Below are 14,015 nucleotides of genomic sequence, written 5' to 3'. Positions count from 1 at the left end.
AGTATCCGTGTCACACTTCAAAAACGGCATTAATGGAAAAAAACACTGAGAAAATTCAGGCAAAAATAAGCTTTTATAATATAATACTAGCATAGGGTTATTGGTATATATTTTAAGTGAAAACTTTGTGAATTTTTTCACCGCTATGGATTGACATTGACAATAGCCTATTGTATGCTTACAAAGGGCATAAAATGATAAGGTTTTCAATGTTGATATGCAAGCTTTTTTTGTGAAAATATTGTTTTTTCGGAAAATGATTTTTCACCCCCTGAAGCTCCCATTCTCAAAAGTGAGGATGCGTTTTTTATGCGCCGAAACAACCGCCACCCTTTTCAAGCGATGGCACTCATGTCCGCTATACTATCTCAATTGGTAGGCTCCATTTTAATTGGCATTTTTTCCGGAAGATGGCTGGACCAGAGTCTTGGTACAGAGCCACTTTTCTTAATATTCGGATTGCTGATCGGATTGGCGGCAGGTGTTTATGCCATGCTCCGCCTCATCCAACACTTCTTTTCGGGAGACTAGCCATCTATGGAAATTCAGGACTTGTTTATCCGCCAGCGCAAATACATATTCACCCTGTTGTCTTTATACGTACTCGGGTACGGCTTTACAAGCTATCAATCTGTTTTTGCCGGGTTGATCTTTGGTACAAGCCTGAGCCTTTTTAATTTATGGCTGCTTGCGAGGAAAATGAACAACTTCGGTGATTCGGTTGTACAGGGGAAGAAGGTGCGCTCGCTCGGCTCGTTGTCGAGGCTTGCTACCGGAGCGCTTGCTGTGATCGTTGCAATGGAATACCCCGATCGCATTGACCTTGTATTTACGGTTTTGGGATTAATGACAGCTTACATTGTCATTATGATAGATTTTTTTGTCCAGTCTTTTCAATCACGTAAATAGCGGGGAAGAGAGGTGAATAATTGATGCATCATGAAGCTCCATTATTAGATTTATTTGGGCTTACTTTTAACTTAGCAAATTTGCTGATGATCACAATAGCGAGCGCTCTTGTATTCATCATTGCAGTTCTTTCCACTCGTAAACTGGCGATGAAACCGACCGGGATTCAGAACTTCATGGAATGGATTATGGATTTCGTCAAAGGAATCATCAACAGTACGATGGACTGGAAGGATGGAGGAAGGTTCCACGTCCTCGGGATCACATTGCTGATGTATGTGTTTGTTTCAAACATGCTGGGACTGCCTTTCGCGGTCGTTTACGACAACGTCCTATGGTGGAAATCACCGACAGCTGACCCGGTCATTACTTTGACTCTAGCAGTCATGGTAGTAGGACTTTCCCATTATTATGGTGTCAAGCTTAAAGGGACTGCCGAATACGGCAAAGAATTTTTTAAACCATTTTGGTTCATGTTCCCGATCAAGATTATTGAAGAGTTCGCGAACACGCTCACACTTGGTCTTCGTCTTTACGGTAACATTTACGCAGGTGAGATCCTGTTGGGTCTGCTTGCAGCCAGCCTCGCAACCGGAGTAGGCGGACACTTGGCCGCAGCACTTCCGATGCTTGTATGGCAAGGTTTCTCCGTTTTCGTCGGAGCAATCCAGGCATTTATCTTCACAATGTTAACGATGGTTTATCTCTCTCATAAAGTGAGCCATGACCATTAATATATACCTGTTCATTTAATGGACAAAACTCAAAAAAACATTTTTTCATACATTAAAGGAGGAACTTTATAATGGGTCTTTTAGCAGCAGCAATCGCAATCGGTTTGGCAGCACTTGGTGCAGGTATTGGTAACGGTTTGATCGTATCACGTACAGTAGAAGGTATCGCTCGTCAGCCAGAAGCTCGTGGTATGCTTCAAACTACAATGTTCATCGGGGTTGCATTGGTTGAAGCGATTCCTATCATCGCTGTAGTTATCGCGTTCATGGTTATTGGTGGTTAATTCATTATAAGAATTTAAGATGGCGAAGATCATTCCGCGCGAACCTTCGCCATTCTACTATGTAGGCTTTCTGCCGGTTCAATCCGGCGAGAGCATACCTGAATTTGAATGCAAGCAATCGTTTGAAATAAAATCGGGCAAGCCTGGGATTTCTAACGGGCAGCCTTATGCGTCGGTTTCTAGCCGTAGGCTTTTAGCGAGATGACGCATGTTGGACCTTTTTAATCATGGTACAACTCTTGAAGGGAGTGAATCGAGGGTGTTAACAATGAATTTTGTATTGGGAGCGGCAGCCGGCCTTAACACAGGCGATATCTTGTTCCAGCTTTTTATGTTCCTTGTTTTGTTAGCATTGCTTAAGAAGTTCGCTTGGGGTCCATTGATGGGCATCATGAAGGAACGTGAAGAGCATATTGCTGGCGAAATCGGAGCGGCTGAAAAAAGCCGTGCTGAAGCACAGAAACTTTTGGAAGAACAGCGTGACATGCTTAAGCAAGCACGCACAGAAGCACAGGGCCTAATTGAAAACGCAAAGAAACAGGGCGATGTACAGCGTGATGAAATCATTGCATTGGCACGCACTGAATCTGACAGAATCAAAGAATCTGCGAAGCTTGAAATTGAACAGCAGAAGGAGCAGGCTGTTGCGGCAATCCGCGAACAAGTGGCTTCACTTTCTGTATTGATTGCTTCTAAAGTAATCGAGAAGGAAATCTCTGCGGCTGACCAGGAAAAGCTCATCAATGAATACATTCAAGAGGCGGGTAATGCCCGATGAGCAACTCGACAGTAGCAAAACGCTATGCCCTGGCACTTTTTCAACTCGCTTCTGAAAAGCAGGCTCTCCCGCAGGTTGAGGAAGAGCTTCGCACTGTAAAAGAAGTTGTTGTGAACAATCCGGAATTGACTGCATTTTTAAAGTCTCCAAAGCTTCCGAACGAGAAGAAGAAAGAGGTTTTAAAGACAGCTTTCGGTTCAGTAAGCACATATGTCCTTAATACTCTGATGATTTTGGTTGACCGCCACCGCGAAGACCAGATCGCAGACGTTGCTGATCAGTTCATCGCCCTTGCAAATGATGCAAAAGGCGTGGCTGAAGCAAAAGTTTATAGTGTCCAGCCGCTCTCGGCTGAGCAGGCTGAAGCACTTTCAGCTTCGTTCGCGCCGCAGGTTGGCAAACAGTCACTTCATATTGAAAACATTGTAGATTCCAATTTGCTTGGAGGCGTAAAGCTTCGCATTGGAAACCGCATTTTTGACGGCAGCTTGCGCGGCAAGCTAGACCGCTTAGAACGTAAATTGCTAGGCTAAGATTCGTAGATAGGGGTGAAACTCATGAGCATCAAAGCTGAAGAAATCAGTGCGCTGATAAAATCGCAAATCGAAAATTATCAGTCGGAAATTCAAGTGAGTGATGTGGGTACAGTTATCAATGTTGGTGACGGTATCGCCCGTGCTCATGGCCTCGACAATGTCATGGCTGGAGAACTTGTTGAATTTTCAAATGGCGTTATGGGTATGGCACAAAACCTGGAAGAAAATAACGTCGGTATCATCATTCTTGGACCTTTCACGGACATCCGCGAAGGCGACGAGGTACGCCGTACGGGCCGCATCATGGAGGTTCCTGTAGGGGAACAGCTTATCGGCCGCGTCGTAAACCCTCTTGGACAGCCAGTAGATGGCATGGGTCCAATCAATACAACTAAAACTCGTCCAATCGAGTACGGTGCACCAGGCGTTATGGATCGTAAATCCGTTCATGAGCCTTTGCAGACTGGTATCAAGGCGATTGACGCTCTTGTTCCAATCGGACGCGGACAGCGTGAATTGATCATCGGTGACCGCCAGACTGGTAAAACATCTGTAGCGATCGATACAATCCTTAACCAAAAAGGCCAGGACATGATCTGTATCTACGTTGCAATCGGACAGAAGGAATCAACTGTACGTAACGCGGTTGAAACTCTCCGTAAGCACGGCGCGTTAGATTACTCTATCGTTGTTACAGCATCTGCTTCCCAGCCAGCTCCATTGCTATACCTAGCTCCTTACGCTGGTGTAACAATGGGTGAAGAATTCATGTACAATGGCAAGCACGTGCTTGTCGTATATGATGACCTTTCAAAACAAGCGGCAGCTTACCGTGAACTTTCCTTGCTGCTTCGCCGTCCTCCAGGTCGTGAAGCTTACCCAGGGGATGTATTCTACTTGCACTCACGCTTGCTAGAGCGTGCTGCTAAGTTGAGCGACGCTAAAGGCGCAGGTTCAATCACAGCACTTCCGTTCATTGAAACACAAGCAGGCGACGTATCTGCTTACATTCCAACGAACGTTATCTCAATCACAGACGGACAGATCTTCTTGCAGTCTGACCTATTCTTCTCTGGCGTACGCCCAGCGATCAACGCAGGTCTTTCTGTATCCCGTGTAGGTGGATCCGCTCAAATCAAAGCGATGAAGAAGGTATCTGGTACACTACGTCTTGACCTTGCTTCATACCGTGAATTGGAAGCATTCGCACAGTTCGGTTCTGACCTTGACAAAGCAACTCAGGCAAAACTGAACCGCGGTGCCCGTACGGTAGAAGTTCTTAAACAAGATCTTAACAGGCCGCTTGCTGTTGAAAAGCAAGTAGCAATCCTATATGCACTTACTCGCGGTTTCCTTGACGATATTCCATTGCAGGATATCCGCCGCTTCGAAGGTGAATACCTTTCATGGTTAGACCACAACCATACAGAAGTGTTAGATCATATCCGTTCAACGAAGGAACTACCTTCAGACGACGATATGGCTGCTGCACTAAACGCTTTCAAAAAGACGTTTGCAGTATCCGAGTAATTTAATTAGCGGAAGCGCTTGATCGCTGAAGCTTGATGAGGAGCAGTGCCAGCCATTAGCTGGTCCTGCCTGACCTTGGACTAACAATTCTTTTGTAAAAGGGTGGTGAGAACCGAAATGGCATCTTTACGCGATATAAAAAACCGTATTACTTCGACTAAAAAGACGAGCCAGATTACTAAGGCAATGGAAATGGTATCCGCAGCTAAATGGAACCGTGGAGTCATGAACGCGAAAGCATTCGTCCCTTACATGGAGAAAATCCAGGAAGTGACTGCCTCCATCGCAATGGGCAGCAAGGATTCCAACCACCCAATGCTGAACAGCCGTCCAGTCAAGAAGACGGGATATCTAGTGATTACATCTGATCGCGGACTTGCAGGTGCTTACAACAGTAACGTCCTGCGCCAGCTGTATCAGACGATCCAGCAACGCCATAAATCAAATGATGAGTTTGCGATTATCGCGATCGGGCGTGTCGGCCGTGACTTCTTCCAAAGCCGTGGCATGAACGTTGTCCTTGACATCGTCGGCATTGCAGATCAGCCGTCCTTCGCGGAAATCCAGGATATCGCCAGCAACACAGTTGGCATGTTCTCGGACGGAACATTTGATGAATTATATATTTACTACAGTCATTACGTCAGCGCGATCGCTCAAGAAGTAACAGATAAGAAGCTGCTTCCGTTAACGGATATTGGCGGAGCATCAACAAAGCTTACCTCTTATGAATTTGAGCCGAACGCTGAGGAGATCCTGGAAGTTCTCTTGCCGCAATACGCAGAAAGCTTGATTTACGGAGCACTGCTTGATAGCAAAGCAAGTGAACACGCTGCACGTATGACAGCCATGAGAAACGCAACGGACAATGCGAAAGAGCTGATCAATTCCCTCAGCTTGAGCTACAACCGTGCGCGTCAGGCTGCCATTACCCAGGAAATCACCGAAATCGTCGGTGGAGCTGCAGCACTCGAATAGATTTTTCAATAACAGGGGATGTGGCTTGATGCCGCATCCCATCATGATGTATATATTTCAACTAGTACGATAGGAGGGAACAAGATGAACAAAGGACGCGTTCTCCAGGTTATGGGTCCGGTTGTTGACGTTAAGTTTGAAAGCGGCAATCTTCCAGAGATCTATAACGCTTTGAAAATTGTAACCAGCGATGCGGATGTGAACATCGAGCTAACTCTTGAAGTAGCCCTTCACTTAGGCGATGACACAGTTCGTACAATCGCGATGTCTTCCACAGACGGCCTTAAGCGTGGCGTCGAAGTATTAGATACAGGTGCTCCAATCTCCGTTCCGGTTGGGGACGTAACACTAGGACGTGTATTCAACGTATTGGGTGAGTCAATCGACCTTGAAGCTCCAGTCGCTGCTGATTCACGCCGCGATTCAATCCACAGGGAAGCTCCAACATTCGAACAGCTTTCAACTGAGGTTGAAATCCTTGAAACAGGGATTAAGGTAGTTGACCTTCTTGCTCCATATATCAAGGGTGGTAAGATCGGATTGTTCGGTGGTGCCGGTGTAGGTAAAACCGTATTAATCCAGGAATTGATTAACAACATCGCTCAAGAGCACAGCGGTATTTCTGTATTCGCCGGTGTTGGTGAGCGTACACGTGAAGGTAATGACCTTTACCACGAAATGACTGACTCTGGCGTTATCAAGCAAACAGCAATGGTATTCGGACAGATGAACGAGCCGCCAGGAGCACGTATGCGTGTTGCCCTGACTGGTTTGACAATGGCTGAATATTTCCGTGATGAGCAAGGACAGGACGTTCTTTTCTTCATGGATAACATCTTCCGTTTCACGCAAGCAGGTTCTGAGGTTTCCGCGCTACTTGGCCGTATGCCATCTGCGGTAGGTTACCAGCCAACTCTTGCAACTGAAATGGGTAAATTGCAGGAACGTATCACATCTACTAACGTAGGTTCTGTTACTTCCATTCAGGCGATCTATGTACCAGCCGATGACTACACTGACCCGGCTCCGGCTACAACTTTCGCTCACTTGGATGCAACAACGAACCTTGAGCGTAAGCTTTCTGAAATGGGTATCTACCCTGCGGTGGATCCACTTGCTTCGACTTCACGTGCATTGACACCTGAAATCGTTGGCGAAGACCACTATTCAGTAGCTCGTCGCGTACAGCAAACATTACAGCGTTACAGAGAACTTCAGGATATCATCGCGATCCTTGGTATGGATGAGCTTTCTGACGAAGATAAGCTAACTGTACACCGCGCTCGCCGCATCCAGTTCTACCTGTCACAAAACTTCCACGTAGCCGAACAGTTCACAGGACAGAAAGGTTCTTACGTGCCAGTTAAAGAAACAGTTAAAGGATTCACAGAAATCCTTGACGGCAAATATGACCACCTTCCAGAAGATGCATTCCGCCTAGTTGGCCGAATCGAAGAAGTTATCGAGAATGCAAAACGTATGGGTGTAGAGGTCTAATAACGGACCAGGAGGGTAAAAAATGAAGACGATTAAAGTCAGTGTTGTTACTCCCGATGGGCCGGTGTATGAATCAGATGTTGAAATGGTAAGCACAAAAGCGAGCACAGGCGAACTTGGAATCTTGCCAGGCCACATTCCTATGGTTGCACCGCTACAAATTGGCGCTGTCCGTTTGAAAAATGGCAGCAATAACGAGTTCATTGCAGTCAGCGGCGGCTTCCTCGAGGTCCGTCCCGAGCAGGTAACCATCCTTGCTCAATCTGCAGAACAATCATCTGAAATCGATCTTGAACGTGCACTAAAAGCAAAAGAACGCGCTGAGCAGCGCCTGCATGAAAGAAAGCAGGAGAACATCGACTTCAAGCGTGCAGAACTTGCCCTGCAACGTGCGATCAACCGTATTTCAGTTGCAGAACGCAGAATTTAATTTTTAGATTGAACACCCTCCGGTGATGCTGGGGGGTGTTTTTTATCATGTAGAGTGAGGAGGCGAATCCGCTACCAAATTATTTGCAATTTTGGGGGCAGCTTCCGTTTCGCCAATATAGTAGTGAAAATCGCCAATAAATTTTAATTTTCGCCAATAAAAAGTTTTTTTCGCCAATAAATCGAAATTATCGCCAATAAAAATGTGAAAACCGCCAATAAAACTAAACAACAGCCAATTTACTCTCCGCTTTACAGAAGAATATCTCATCCCATCCACACTTTTTAAGTAATATCAGAAGAATTCAACATTCCATCAACAATTTTCATGCAAAATCACAAAAAAAGATCGCCAAAAACAATTCAACATCACTCTTACCCAACAGATTGCCATAATGTTGACAAACGTCACTGACAACTTACCCCAAAATGTATTTAATATAAAATGTAACCGATTGTCTTATTTTAGGAGCAGTGGATACCGAAACAAGGGGGCTGCACACTCCAAATCGATGCGCTGCCACGGCAAGAAAAAGCCTGGAGAAAACAATGAGAATAAATTACCTTCCGGACAACTAAGTATGGAAGGGGACGACTCTTTCCTCCGGTACATCCAGACCTCAATCAGAAACTATTTTTCTATTGAAAAAGGCTTGGAAGAAGGTTGCCAGATTGTTCAAAGGCTTGTCGACACACTATTGCAACAATGGTATAATTGTTATCGGTTACAAGATTAAAAAGTATGAAAATTTCACAACATTGGAGGGATGGGCATGGAGCAGTTGAATCTATATCAAAATAACTATTTGATAGTCTTTGTGTTCCTATGTCTCGGGGTATTGCTTCCAATCGTAGCCTTGTTTGCGGCTAAGCTTTTGAGGCCGAAATACAAGGAAGACGAGCGGAAATATACCACCTACGAGAGCGGGATGGAACCGTTCAGCGATGCGCGGGTCCAGTTTAATGTCCGTTATTATGTTTTTGCTCTTATGTTCGTTATTTTTGATGTAGAAACAGCGTTTTTGTATCCATGGGCTGTCGCCTATGAGAAGCTGGGAATCTTCGCATTGATTGAAATGCTGATTTTCGTCGTAATGCTTCTGATCGGACTCATCTACGCATGGAAAAAGAAGGTGCTAAAATGGATTTAAAATTGGATGATTTATCACCAGCAGAAGCTGCAGAACTCCAAAGAAATGTATTTGTGACATCTCTTGAGCAGGTAAAGGGATGGGCCAGAAGCAACTCGATGTGGCCAATGACTTTCGGTCTTGCGTGCTGCGCGATCGAAATGATGGCGTCCAGTTCGGCTCACTATGACCTTGACCGTTTTGGAACGTTCTACCGGAACTCACCTCGTCAGTCTGATGTCATGATTGTTTCAGGTACTGTAACGAAGAAAATGGCTCCGACTGTCCGCAGGCTGTACGATCAGCTGGCAGAACCAAAGTGGGTAATCGCGATGGGATCATGCGCGACAGCAGGCGGTCCATATGTAAAATCATACTCAGTTGTAAAAGGTGTCGATCAGATTGTGCCGGTCGATGTTTACATACCGGGTTGCCCGCCGAATCCAGCAGCATTGATTTACGGGATTAATAAATTGAAAGAGAAAATCCGTTATGAGGCGAAAACCGGGAAGAAGGTGATCTAACCGATGAGCGGGGAAAAGGATTTAGAGCAGATAAAGAGAGAAGCAGCCCAAAAAGCAAAAGAGCTTGCGAAGCAGCGTCAAGCAGCTAAACAAGCAGGGGAAGGAAACGACCCGAAAGAGGTTGCCGACCAAGTCGCAGAACCTGAAGTGAAGGAAACCGAGACAAAGGCAGAAGCACCAGCAGGTGACGATGCTGAACTCGCTAAAAAGAAAGCCGCCGCAGCAGCGAAGGCAAAGGCAGCTGCACTGGCGAAAATGAAAGCGAATGGCCAGGCCACAGATGAATCGTCGGAAGCCAAAGAAGAAGTATCGGCTCCGGTAGAAGGTCAAGACGCTGAATTAGCGAAGAAAAAAGCTGCTGCAGCAGCAAAAGCGAAAGCAGCCGCTCTTGCAAAAATGAAGGCAACTGGCCAGGTGGAGGAAAACGCTGAAGTGGAAACTCCAGCAGCCACTGAAGCTTCAGCGGACGACGATGATGACCTTGCGAAAAAGAAAGCCGCGGCCGTAGCGAAGGCAAAGGCAGCAGCGGCAGCAAAAAGGAAAGCCCAGGAGGCAGGCGGAGGAGCAGACGCTTCAACGGACGACGATGATCTTGCGAAAAAGAAAGCCGCAGCAGTAGCAAAAGCTAAGGCAGCTGCAGCAGCGAAAGCCAAAGCCGCAGCCGGCGGGGGCTCAGCCGACGACGAAAAAGCGAAAGCGATTGCCGCAGCGAAGGCAAAAGCAGCCGCTGCAGCGAAAGCTAAATCGGCAGCTGGCGCAAAAGCAGGAGCAGAAGAGCCTGTTGAAGAGAAAAAACCGTCTCCAAACCAGCCTTACTTAGATAAATATGTAAAAGCGATTACAGACAACCTTGGTGATGATATTTTGGAAGATTCCTATATTAACCCTCTTTCAAAAGATGTCCCAACGCTTGTCGCGAAGAAAGAATCTTATTACCGACTGGCTGAATTCCTGAAGTACAACGAACTATTAGGTTTTGATTACCTTTCAGAGCTTCACGGCACGGATTTCCAGACACATATGGAAGTATATGTTCACTTGTACTCATACAAAAACAGACAGTCAGTTGCGTTAAAGGTCAAGCTTGACCGCGATCAGCCTGTTACTCAGTCCGTCCAGCCACTATGGGCAGGAGCTGATTGGCCAGAGTGTGAAACGTATGACTTGCTTGGCATCAAATTCGAAGGCCATCCTAACCTCCATCGCATCATGCTTGGTGAAGACTGGGTAGGCCACCCGTTAAGAAAAGACTATGAACCGTATGATGTGGAGGTGTAGCCCGTGATACGCACAGAAGAAATGCTCTTGAACGTGGGCCCGCAGCACCCTAGTACACACGGTGTATTCCGCCTCGTTCTGAAAATTGACGGTGAAATTATCGTTGAAGCTAAGCCGGTCATCGGTTATTTGCACCGCGGGACTGAAAAGCTTGCCGAAGACCTGCAATATACACAGATCATTCCGTATACAGACCGGATGGACTACGTTTCGGCGATGACGAATAACTATGTAATCGTCCATGCAGTCGAAACGATGATGGGCTTACAGGTGCCTGAACGCGCCGAGTATCTAAGGATACTGGCGATGGAATTGAACAGGGTTGCCAGCCACTTGTTGTGGTGGGGAACATTCATCCTCGACTTCGGTGCGACAAGCCCATTGCTTTACGCATTCCGTGACCGCGAGATGATCCTGAACCTGTTGAATGAATTGTCTGGTGCTCGTCTGACGTTCAACTACATGCGTGTAGGCGGCGTAAAGTGGGATGCTCCGGAAGGCTGGATTGAAAAGGTGGCAGAGTTTGTCCCTTACCTAAGAGGCCAGCTGAAAGGCTACCATCAGCTTGTATCAGGAAACGAAATCTTCCTTAACCGTACAAAGAACATTGGTACTTATACAAAGGAAGACGCAATCAATTACTCATTGAGCGGACCGAACCTGCGCTCTACAGGCGTGAAATGGGATTTGCGCAAGGATGAGCCGTATTCAATCTATGATCGCTTCGACTTCGACATTGTCACTCGCGAAGAAGGCGATGCGCTTGCCCGTTACCACGTAAGAATGGGTGAAATCGAAGAATCTCTAAAGATCATCGAACAGGCTGTACAGCAATTCCCGAAAGATGGGGAAATCATAGCCAAGGTTCCAAAAATCATCAAGGCTCCAAAAGGGGAAGCGTTTGTCCGGATCGAAGGCTCCCGAGGTGAGATCGGATGCTACATATCCAGCGATGGAAAAAAAGAGCCGTACCGTCTCAAGTTCAGAAGACCGAGCTTCTACAATCTGCAAATCCTTCCTAAACTGCTCGAAGGAGAAAGTATCTCAAATCTGATTGCAATTTTAGGAGCGGTTGATATCGTTCTTGGGGAGGTAGACGGATAATGGTTCAGGATCTACTCGAATCAAGCGCAGGCCTCATGAATTTCAGTATCTTCTTCGTTCTGGCCGTCGTCCTGCTGTTCGTAATCCTTGGATTCGTAACCATGGCGATTCTGGCAGAGAGGAAAGTGCTTGGTTTCATGCAGGGCCGTTATGGTCCATCCCATGTCGGCGGTAAATGGGGACTCTTGCAATCCGTAGCCGACGTCGTAAAGCTTCTTGTCAAAGAAGACTTAATTCCAAAAGCAGCGGATAAGCCGCTGTTCATTATCGCACCAGTTATCGCGTTCGCGCCGTCCTTCATGGTCATGGCGACGATTCCTTTGACTGACAAATTGCAATTTGCTGACTTGAATGTCGGATTTCTGTATTACATCGCTATTTCAGGGCTGACGATCGTCGGCATGCTGATGGCAGGCTGGGCATCCAACAACAAGTACTCATTGCTTGGCGGTATGCGTGCCGCGGCACAGATGATTTCCTACGAAATCCCGCTTGTCATGAGCGTTATTGGAATCGTCCTGCTGACAGGCAGCCTCAATCTTAATGAGATTGTTGCAGCACAAGGTGACAATGGCTGGTTCATCCTATGGCAGCCAATCGCGTTCATTGTGTTCTTCATCGCTGCTACTGCCGAATTGAACAGGGTTCCGTTCGACCTTGCTGAAGCGGAAAATGAGCTTGTTGCCGGTTTCCACACAGAGTACTCTGGCTTCCGCTGGGCGATGTTCATGCTTGCTGAATATGTGTATATGTTCGCAATGTCTGCGTTGATCACTGTATTATTCCTTGGAGGCTGGCTGCCGCTGCCGTTCCTCGGCTTCATTCCTGGAGCTGTATGGTTCTCGCTCAAGTTCAGCTTAGTGGTCTACATCCTCATTTGGTTCCGTGCTACGTTCCCGCGTATCCGCGCCGACCAATTGATGGAATTCGCATGGAAAGTGCTTCTGCCGGTAGCGCTGGCAAACATTTTCCTAACTGCTTTGATTAAAGAATTTTTTCTAAAATAGGAATGGAAGCAGCATTGCTTCCTGCATTAAAGGGGTGAATTACGTGCTAGGATGGACTAAAGGATTAGCTTATACCCTTAAACAATTGACTCGCGAAAAGCTGACTTACGATTATCCAAACGAACCGATTCCGCTTCCTGACAGATTCCGCGGGATCCAGAAGTTTTATCCTGAAAAATGCATCGTCTGCAACCAGTGTGCCAATATTTGCCCGACAGATTGCATTAACTTGACTGGTAAAAAGCATCCTGATCCAACAAAAAAAGGCAAAATCATTGATACGTATGATATCAACTTCGAACTTTGCATCCTCTGTGACCTGTGCACAGAAGTTTGCCCGACTGAAGCGATCATCATGACGAACAACTTTGAACTTGCTGAATACAGCCGGGATGATTTATTCAAGAACCTGGAATGGCTTGACGAAAATGATGAGAATATACGGAAGGTGAATAAAGCATGACGTTAACAGGCGAATTTTTTGCGTTTATGTCACTTGCTTTAGTGGCGGTAATCGGCGGCGTGCTTTTATTGAACCTCACGAAGGTCATCCACATGGTCGTAGCGCTCGTCTTTACTTTCGTCAGTATTGCAGGTATTTATGTGCTCTTGTCCGCTGAATTCCTGGCGGTCATCCAAGTAATGATCTATTCCGGCGCCATCACAATCATGATGCTGTTCGGAATCATGCTTACCCGCCACCATGGTGACGATGCTGAACCAAAAGGCGGTATGCTGCGCAAGCTTGCATTGCTGCTCGGCGTACTCGGCTTTGGAGCAGCAGTATATTTCGGAATTTACGATTTGAATTTCGAAGCAGTACCAAATACACTGCATGAAAACAATACAGAACAAATCGGGGTATCACTGTTCTCGCATTACATTATCCCGTTTGAACTGACATCCGTGATCCTGCTAGCCGCGCTTGTAGGCGCAATTGTACTGGCGCGCAAGGATGACGAAAAGGAGGGTGATCAGGAATGAGTTCTGTTCCGGTTTCAGCCTATCTAGCTCTTGCACTTATTCTTTTTTGCATCGGCCTCTTCGGTGCCCTGACAAAAAAGAACACAGTTATTGTATTGATCTCAATCGAATTGATGCTTAATGCGGTCAATATCAATCTGGTAACCTTCAGTAAATACGGAGTGAATCCTTCGATCACTGGCCAGGTTTTCGCGCTGTTCTCCATCGCGGTAGCAGCAGCTGAAGTAGCGGTAGGACTTGCGATTCTGATATCGCTTTACCGCAACCGCAGTACGGTCAATATTGATGAAATGAATCAGTTGAAAAATTAGAT

The 14,015-nt window shown here is 46.4% G+C and carries 19 protein-coding genes; 18 read left to right on the top strand and 1 reads right to left on the bottom strand.

Features of this window, described 5'->3' with window-relative positions:
• The first annotated feature begins 309 nt into the window (after positions 1-309).
• The 10 genes from AC0VX7_RS22875 to AC0VX7_RS22830 all read left to right on the top strand — a co-directional run bounded on the left by AC0VX7_RS22875 (position 310) and on the right by AC0VX7_RS22830 (position 7,676).
• Complete coding sequence (locus tag AC0VX7_RS22875) at positions 310-531, top strand: AtpZ/AtpI family protein (RefSeq protein WP_102264588.1); 222 nt, start codon at positions 310-312, stop codon at positions 529-531.
• Positions 532-537: 6 nt separating this feature from the next.
• Positions 538-909 carry an ATP synthase subunit I gene (locus tag AC0VX7_RS22870; RefSeq protein ID WP_215032201.1) on the top strand — a complete coding sequence of 124 codons (372 nt, stop codon included), beginning with the start codon at positions 538-540 and terminating at the stop codon, positions 907-909.
• A gap of 23 nt (positions 910-932) precedes the next feature.
• Positions 933-1,643, top strand: a complete 711-nt coding sequence (gene atpB, locus AC0VX7_RS22865; RefSeq protein WP_475428229.1) for a F0F1 ATP synthase subunit A — start codon at positions 933-935, stop codon at positions 1,641-1,643.
• Between the two features lie 71 nt (positions 1,644-1,714).
• The gene (atpE, locus tag AC0VX7_RS22860) at positions 1,715-1,927 is read left to right on the top strand and encodes a F0F1 ATP synthase subunit C (protein WP_023613579.1); all 213 of its coding nucleotides are present in this window, start codon (positions 1,715-1,717) and stop codon (positions 1,925-1,927) included.
• A gap of 259 nt (positions 1,928-2,186) precedes the next feature.
• Entirely contained in the window at positions 2,187-2,705 is a 519-nt protein-coding gene (locus tag AC0VX7_RS22855; RefSeq protein ID WP_475426066.1) for a F0F1 ATP synthase subunit B, read from the top strand.
• Positions 2,702-3,238 carry a F0F1 ATP synthase subunit delta gene (locus AC0VX7_RS22850; protein WP_215032198.1) on the top strand — a complete coding sequence of 179 codons (537 nt, stop codon included), beginning with the start codon at positions 2,702-2,704 and terminating at the stop codon, positions 3,236-3,238. The genes AC0VX7_RS22855 and AC0VX7_RS22850 overlap by 4 nt, the downstream gene beginning before the upstream one ends.
• A 24-nt stretch (positions 3,239-3,262) precedes the next feature.
• Positions 3,263-4,771 (top strand): F0F1 ATP synthase subunit alpha, encoded by a 1,509-nt coding sequence (gene atpA / locus AC0VX7_RS22845; protein WP_475426065.1) that lies wholly within the window; start codon positions 3,263-3,265, stop codon positions 4,769-4,771.
• A gap of 117 nt (positions 4,772-4,888) precedes the next feature.
• A complete protein-coding gene (locus tag AC0VX7_RS22840; protein ID WP_023613583.1) occupies positions 4,889-5,749 on the top strand; it encodes a F0F1 ATP synthase subunit gamma in 861 nt (286 codons plus the stop codon).
• Positions 5,750-5,833: 84 nt separating this feature from the next.
• The gene (gene atpD / locus AC0VX7_RS22835; RefSeq protein ID WP_215032193.1) at positions 5,834-7,246 is read left to right on the top strand and encodes a F0F1 ATP synthase subunit beta; all 1,413 of its coding nucleotides are present in this window, start codon (positions 5,834-5,836) and stop codon (positions 7,244-7,246) included.
• A 22-nt stretch (positions 7,247-7,268) separates the two neighbouring features.
• A complete protein-coding gene (locus AC0VX7_RS22830) occupies positions 7,269-7,676 on the top strand; it encodes a F0F1 ATP synthase subunit epsilon (RefSeq protein WP_102264580.1) in 408 nt (135 codons plus the stop codon).
• A 45-nt stretch (positions 7,677-7,721) separates the two neighbouring features.
• Here the strand turns inward: AC0VX7_RS22830 and AC0VX7_RS22825 are convergent, their stop codons facing one another.
• Positions 7,722-7,946 carry a hypothetical protein gene (locus AC0VX7_RS22825; RefSeq protein WP_475426064.1) on the bottom strand — a complete coding sequence of 75 codons (225 nt, stop codon included), beginning with the start codon at positions 7,944-7,946 and terminating at the stop codon, positions 7,722-7,724.
• A gap of 502 nt (positions 7,947-8,448) precedes the next feature.
• On the opposite strand from AC0VX7_RS22825, the gene AC0VX7_RS22820 reads away from it, so the two are divergent.
• From AC0VX7_RS22820 to nuoK, 8 genes are read left to right on the top strand one after another with little or no spacing between them, the layout of a single operon-like run.
• A complete protein-coding gene (locus AC0VX7_RS22820) occupies positions 8,449-8,826 on the top strand; it encodes an NADH-quinone oxidoreductase subunit A (RefSeq protein WP_214738662.1) in 378 nt (125 codons plus the stop codon).
• Positions 8,817-9,329: a NuoB/complex I 20 kDa subunit family protein gene (locus AC0VX7_RS22815; protein WP_215032191.1), complete on the top strand. Its 513-nt coding sequence runs from the start codon at positions 8,817-8,819 to the stop codon at positions 9,327-9,329. The genes AC0VX7_RS22820 and AC0VX7_RS22815 overlap by 10 nt, the downstream gene beginning before the upstream one ends.
• A 3-nt stretch (positions 9,330-9,332) precedes the next feature.
• Complete coding sequence (locus tag AC0VX7_RS22810) at positions 9,333-10,607, top strand: NADH-quinone oxidoreductase subunit C (RefSeq protein WP_475426063.1); 1,275 nt, start codon at positions 9,333-9,335, stop codon at positions 10,605-10,607.
• A gap of 3 nt (positions 10,608-10,610) precedes the next feature.
• On the top strand, positions 10,611-11,711 hold the full coding sequence (locus tag AC0VX7_RS22805; RefSeq protein ID WP_192471856.1) for an NADH-quinone oxidoreductase subunit D: 1,101 nt from the start codon (positions 10,611-10,613) through the stop codon (positions 11,709-11,711).
• The gene (gene nuoH / locus AC0VX7_RS22800) at positions 11,711-12,718 is read left to right on the top strand and encodes an NADH-quinone oxidoreductase subunit NuoH (protein WP_475426062.1); all 1,008 of its coding nucleotides are present in this window, start codon (positions 11,711-11,713) and stop codon (positions 12,716-12,718) included. The genes AC0VX7_RS22805 and nuoH overlap by 1 nt, the downstream gene beginning before the upstream one ends.
• A 43-nt stretch (positions 12,719-12,761) precedes the next feature.
• Positions 12,762-13,181 carry an NADH-quinone oxidoreductase subunit NuoI gene (nuoI, locus tag AC0VX7_RS22795; protein WP_023613591.1) on the top strand — a complete coding sequence of 140 codons (420 nt, stop codon included), beginning with the start codon at positions 12,762-12,764 and terminating at the stop codon, positions 13,179-13,181.
• Positions 13,178-13,702, top strand: coding sequence for an NADH-quinone oxidoreductase subunit J (locus AC0VX7_RS22790; protein WP_214903015.1), 525 nt, complete (start codon positions 13,178-13,180; stop codon positions 13,700-13,702). Before nuoI ends, AC0VX7_RS22790 begins: the two co-directional genes overlap by 4 nt.
• Positions 13,699-14,013: an NADH-quinone oxidoreductase subunit NuoK gene (nuoK, locus tag AC0VX7_RS22785; RefSeq protein ID WP_475426061.1), complete on the top strand. Its 315-nt coding sequence runs from the start codon at positions 13,699-13,701 to the stop codon at positions 14,011-14,013. The genes AC0VX7_RS22790 and nuoK overlap by 4 nt, the downstream gene beginning before the upstream one ends.
• Positions 14,014-14,015 lie beyond the last annotated feature (2 nt).

The sequence above is a fragment of the Mesobacillus sp. QJM3NY_10 genome (genome assembly GCF_056173465.1).
This window is presented reverse-complemented; position numbering and strand designations above follow the sequence as displayed.

Bases quoted from the DNA above. Each gene is read 5' to 3' on its own strand.
- AC0VX7_RS22875 (WP_102264588.1), top strand. From the start codon at position 310: ATGCGCCGAAACAACCGCCACCCTTTTCAAGCGATGGCACTCATGTCC.
- AC0VX7_RS22870 (WP_215032201.1), top strand. From the start codon at position 538: ATGGAAATTCAGGACTTGTTTATCCGCCAGCGCAAATACATATTCACC.
- atpB (WP_475428229.1), top strand. From the start codon at position 933: ATGCATCATGAAGCTCCATTATTAGATTTATTTGGGCTTACTTTTAAC.
- atpE (WP_023613579.1), top strand. From the start codon at position 1,715: ATGGGTCTTTTAGCAGCAGCAATCGCAATCGGTTTGGCAGCACTTGGT.
- AC0VX7_RS22850 (WP_215032198.1), top strand. From the start codon at position 2,702: ATGAGCAACTCGACAGTAGCAAAACGCTATGCCCTGGCACTTTTTCAA.
- atpA (WP_475426065.1), top strand. From the start codon at position 3,263: ATGAGCATCAAAGCTGAAGAAATCAGTGCGCTGATAAAATCGCAAATC.
- AC0VX7_RS22840 (WP_023613583.1), top strand. From the start codon at position 4,889: ATGGCATCTTTACGCGATATAAAAAACCGTATTACTTCGACTAAAAAG.
- atpD (WP_215032193.1), top strand. From the start codon at position 5,834: ATGAACAAAGGACGCGTTCTCCAGGTTATGGGTCCGGTTGTTGACGTT.
- AC0VX7_RS22830 (WP_102264580.1), top strand. From the start codon at position 7,269: ATGAAGACGATTAAAGTCAGTGTTGTTACTCCCGATGGGCCGGTGTAT.
- AC0VX7_RS22825 (WP_475426064.1), bottom strand. From the start codon at position 7,946: ATGAGATATTCTTCTGTAAAGCGGAGAGTAAATTGGCTGTTGTTTAGT.
- AC0VX7_RS22820 (WP_214738662.1), top strand. From the start codon at position 8,449: ATGGAGCAGTTGAATCTATATCAAAATAACTATTTGATAGTCTTTGTG.
- AC0VX7_RS22815 (WP_215032191.1), top strand. From the start codon at position 8,817: ATGGATTTAAAATTGGATGATTTATCACCAGCAGAAGCTGCAGAACTC.
- AC0VX7_RS22810 (WP_475426063.1), top strand. From the start codon at position 9,333: ATGAGCGGGGAAAAGGATTTAGAGCAGATAAAGAGAGAAGCAGCCCAA.
- nuoH (WP_475426062.1), top strand. From the start codon at position 11,711: ATGGTTCAGGATCTACTCGAATCAAGCGCAGGCCTCATGAATTTCAGT.
- AC0VX7_RS22790 (WP_214903015.1), top strand. From the start codon at position 13,178: ATGACGTTAACAGGCGAATTTTTTGCGTTTATGTCACTTGCTTTAGTG.
- nuoK (WP_475426061.1), top strand. From the start codon at position 13,699: ATGAGTTCTGTTCCGGTTTCAGCCTATCTAGCTCTTGCACTTATTCTT.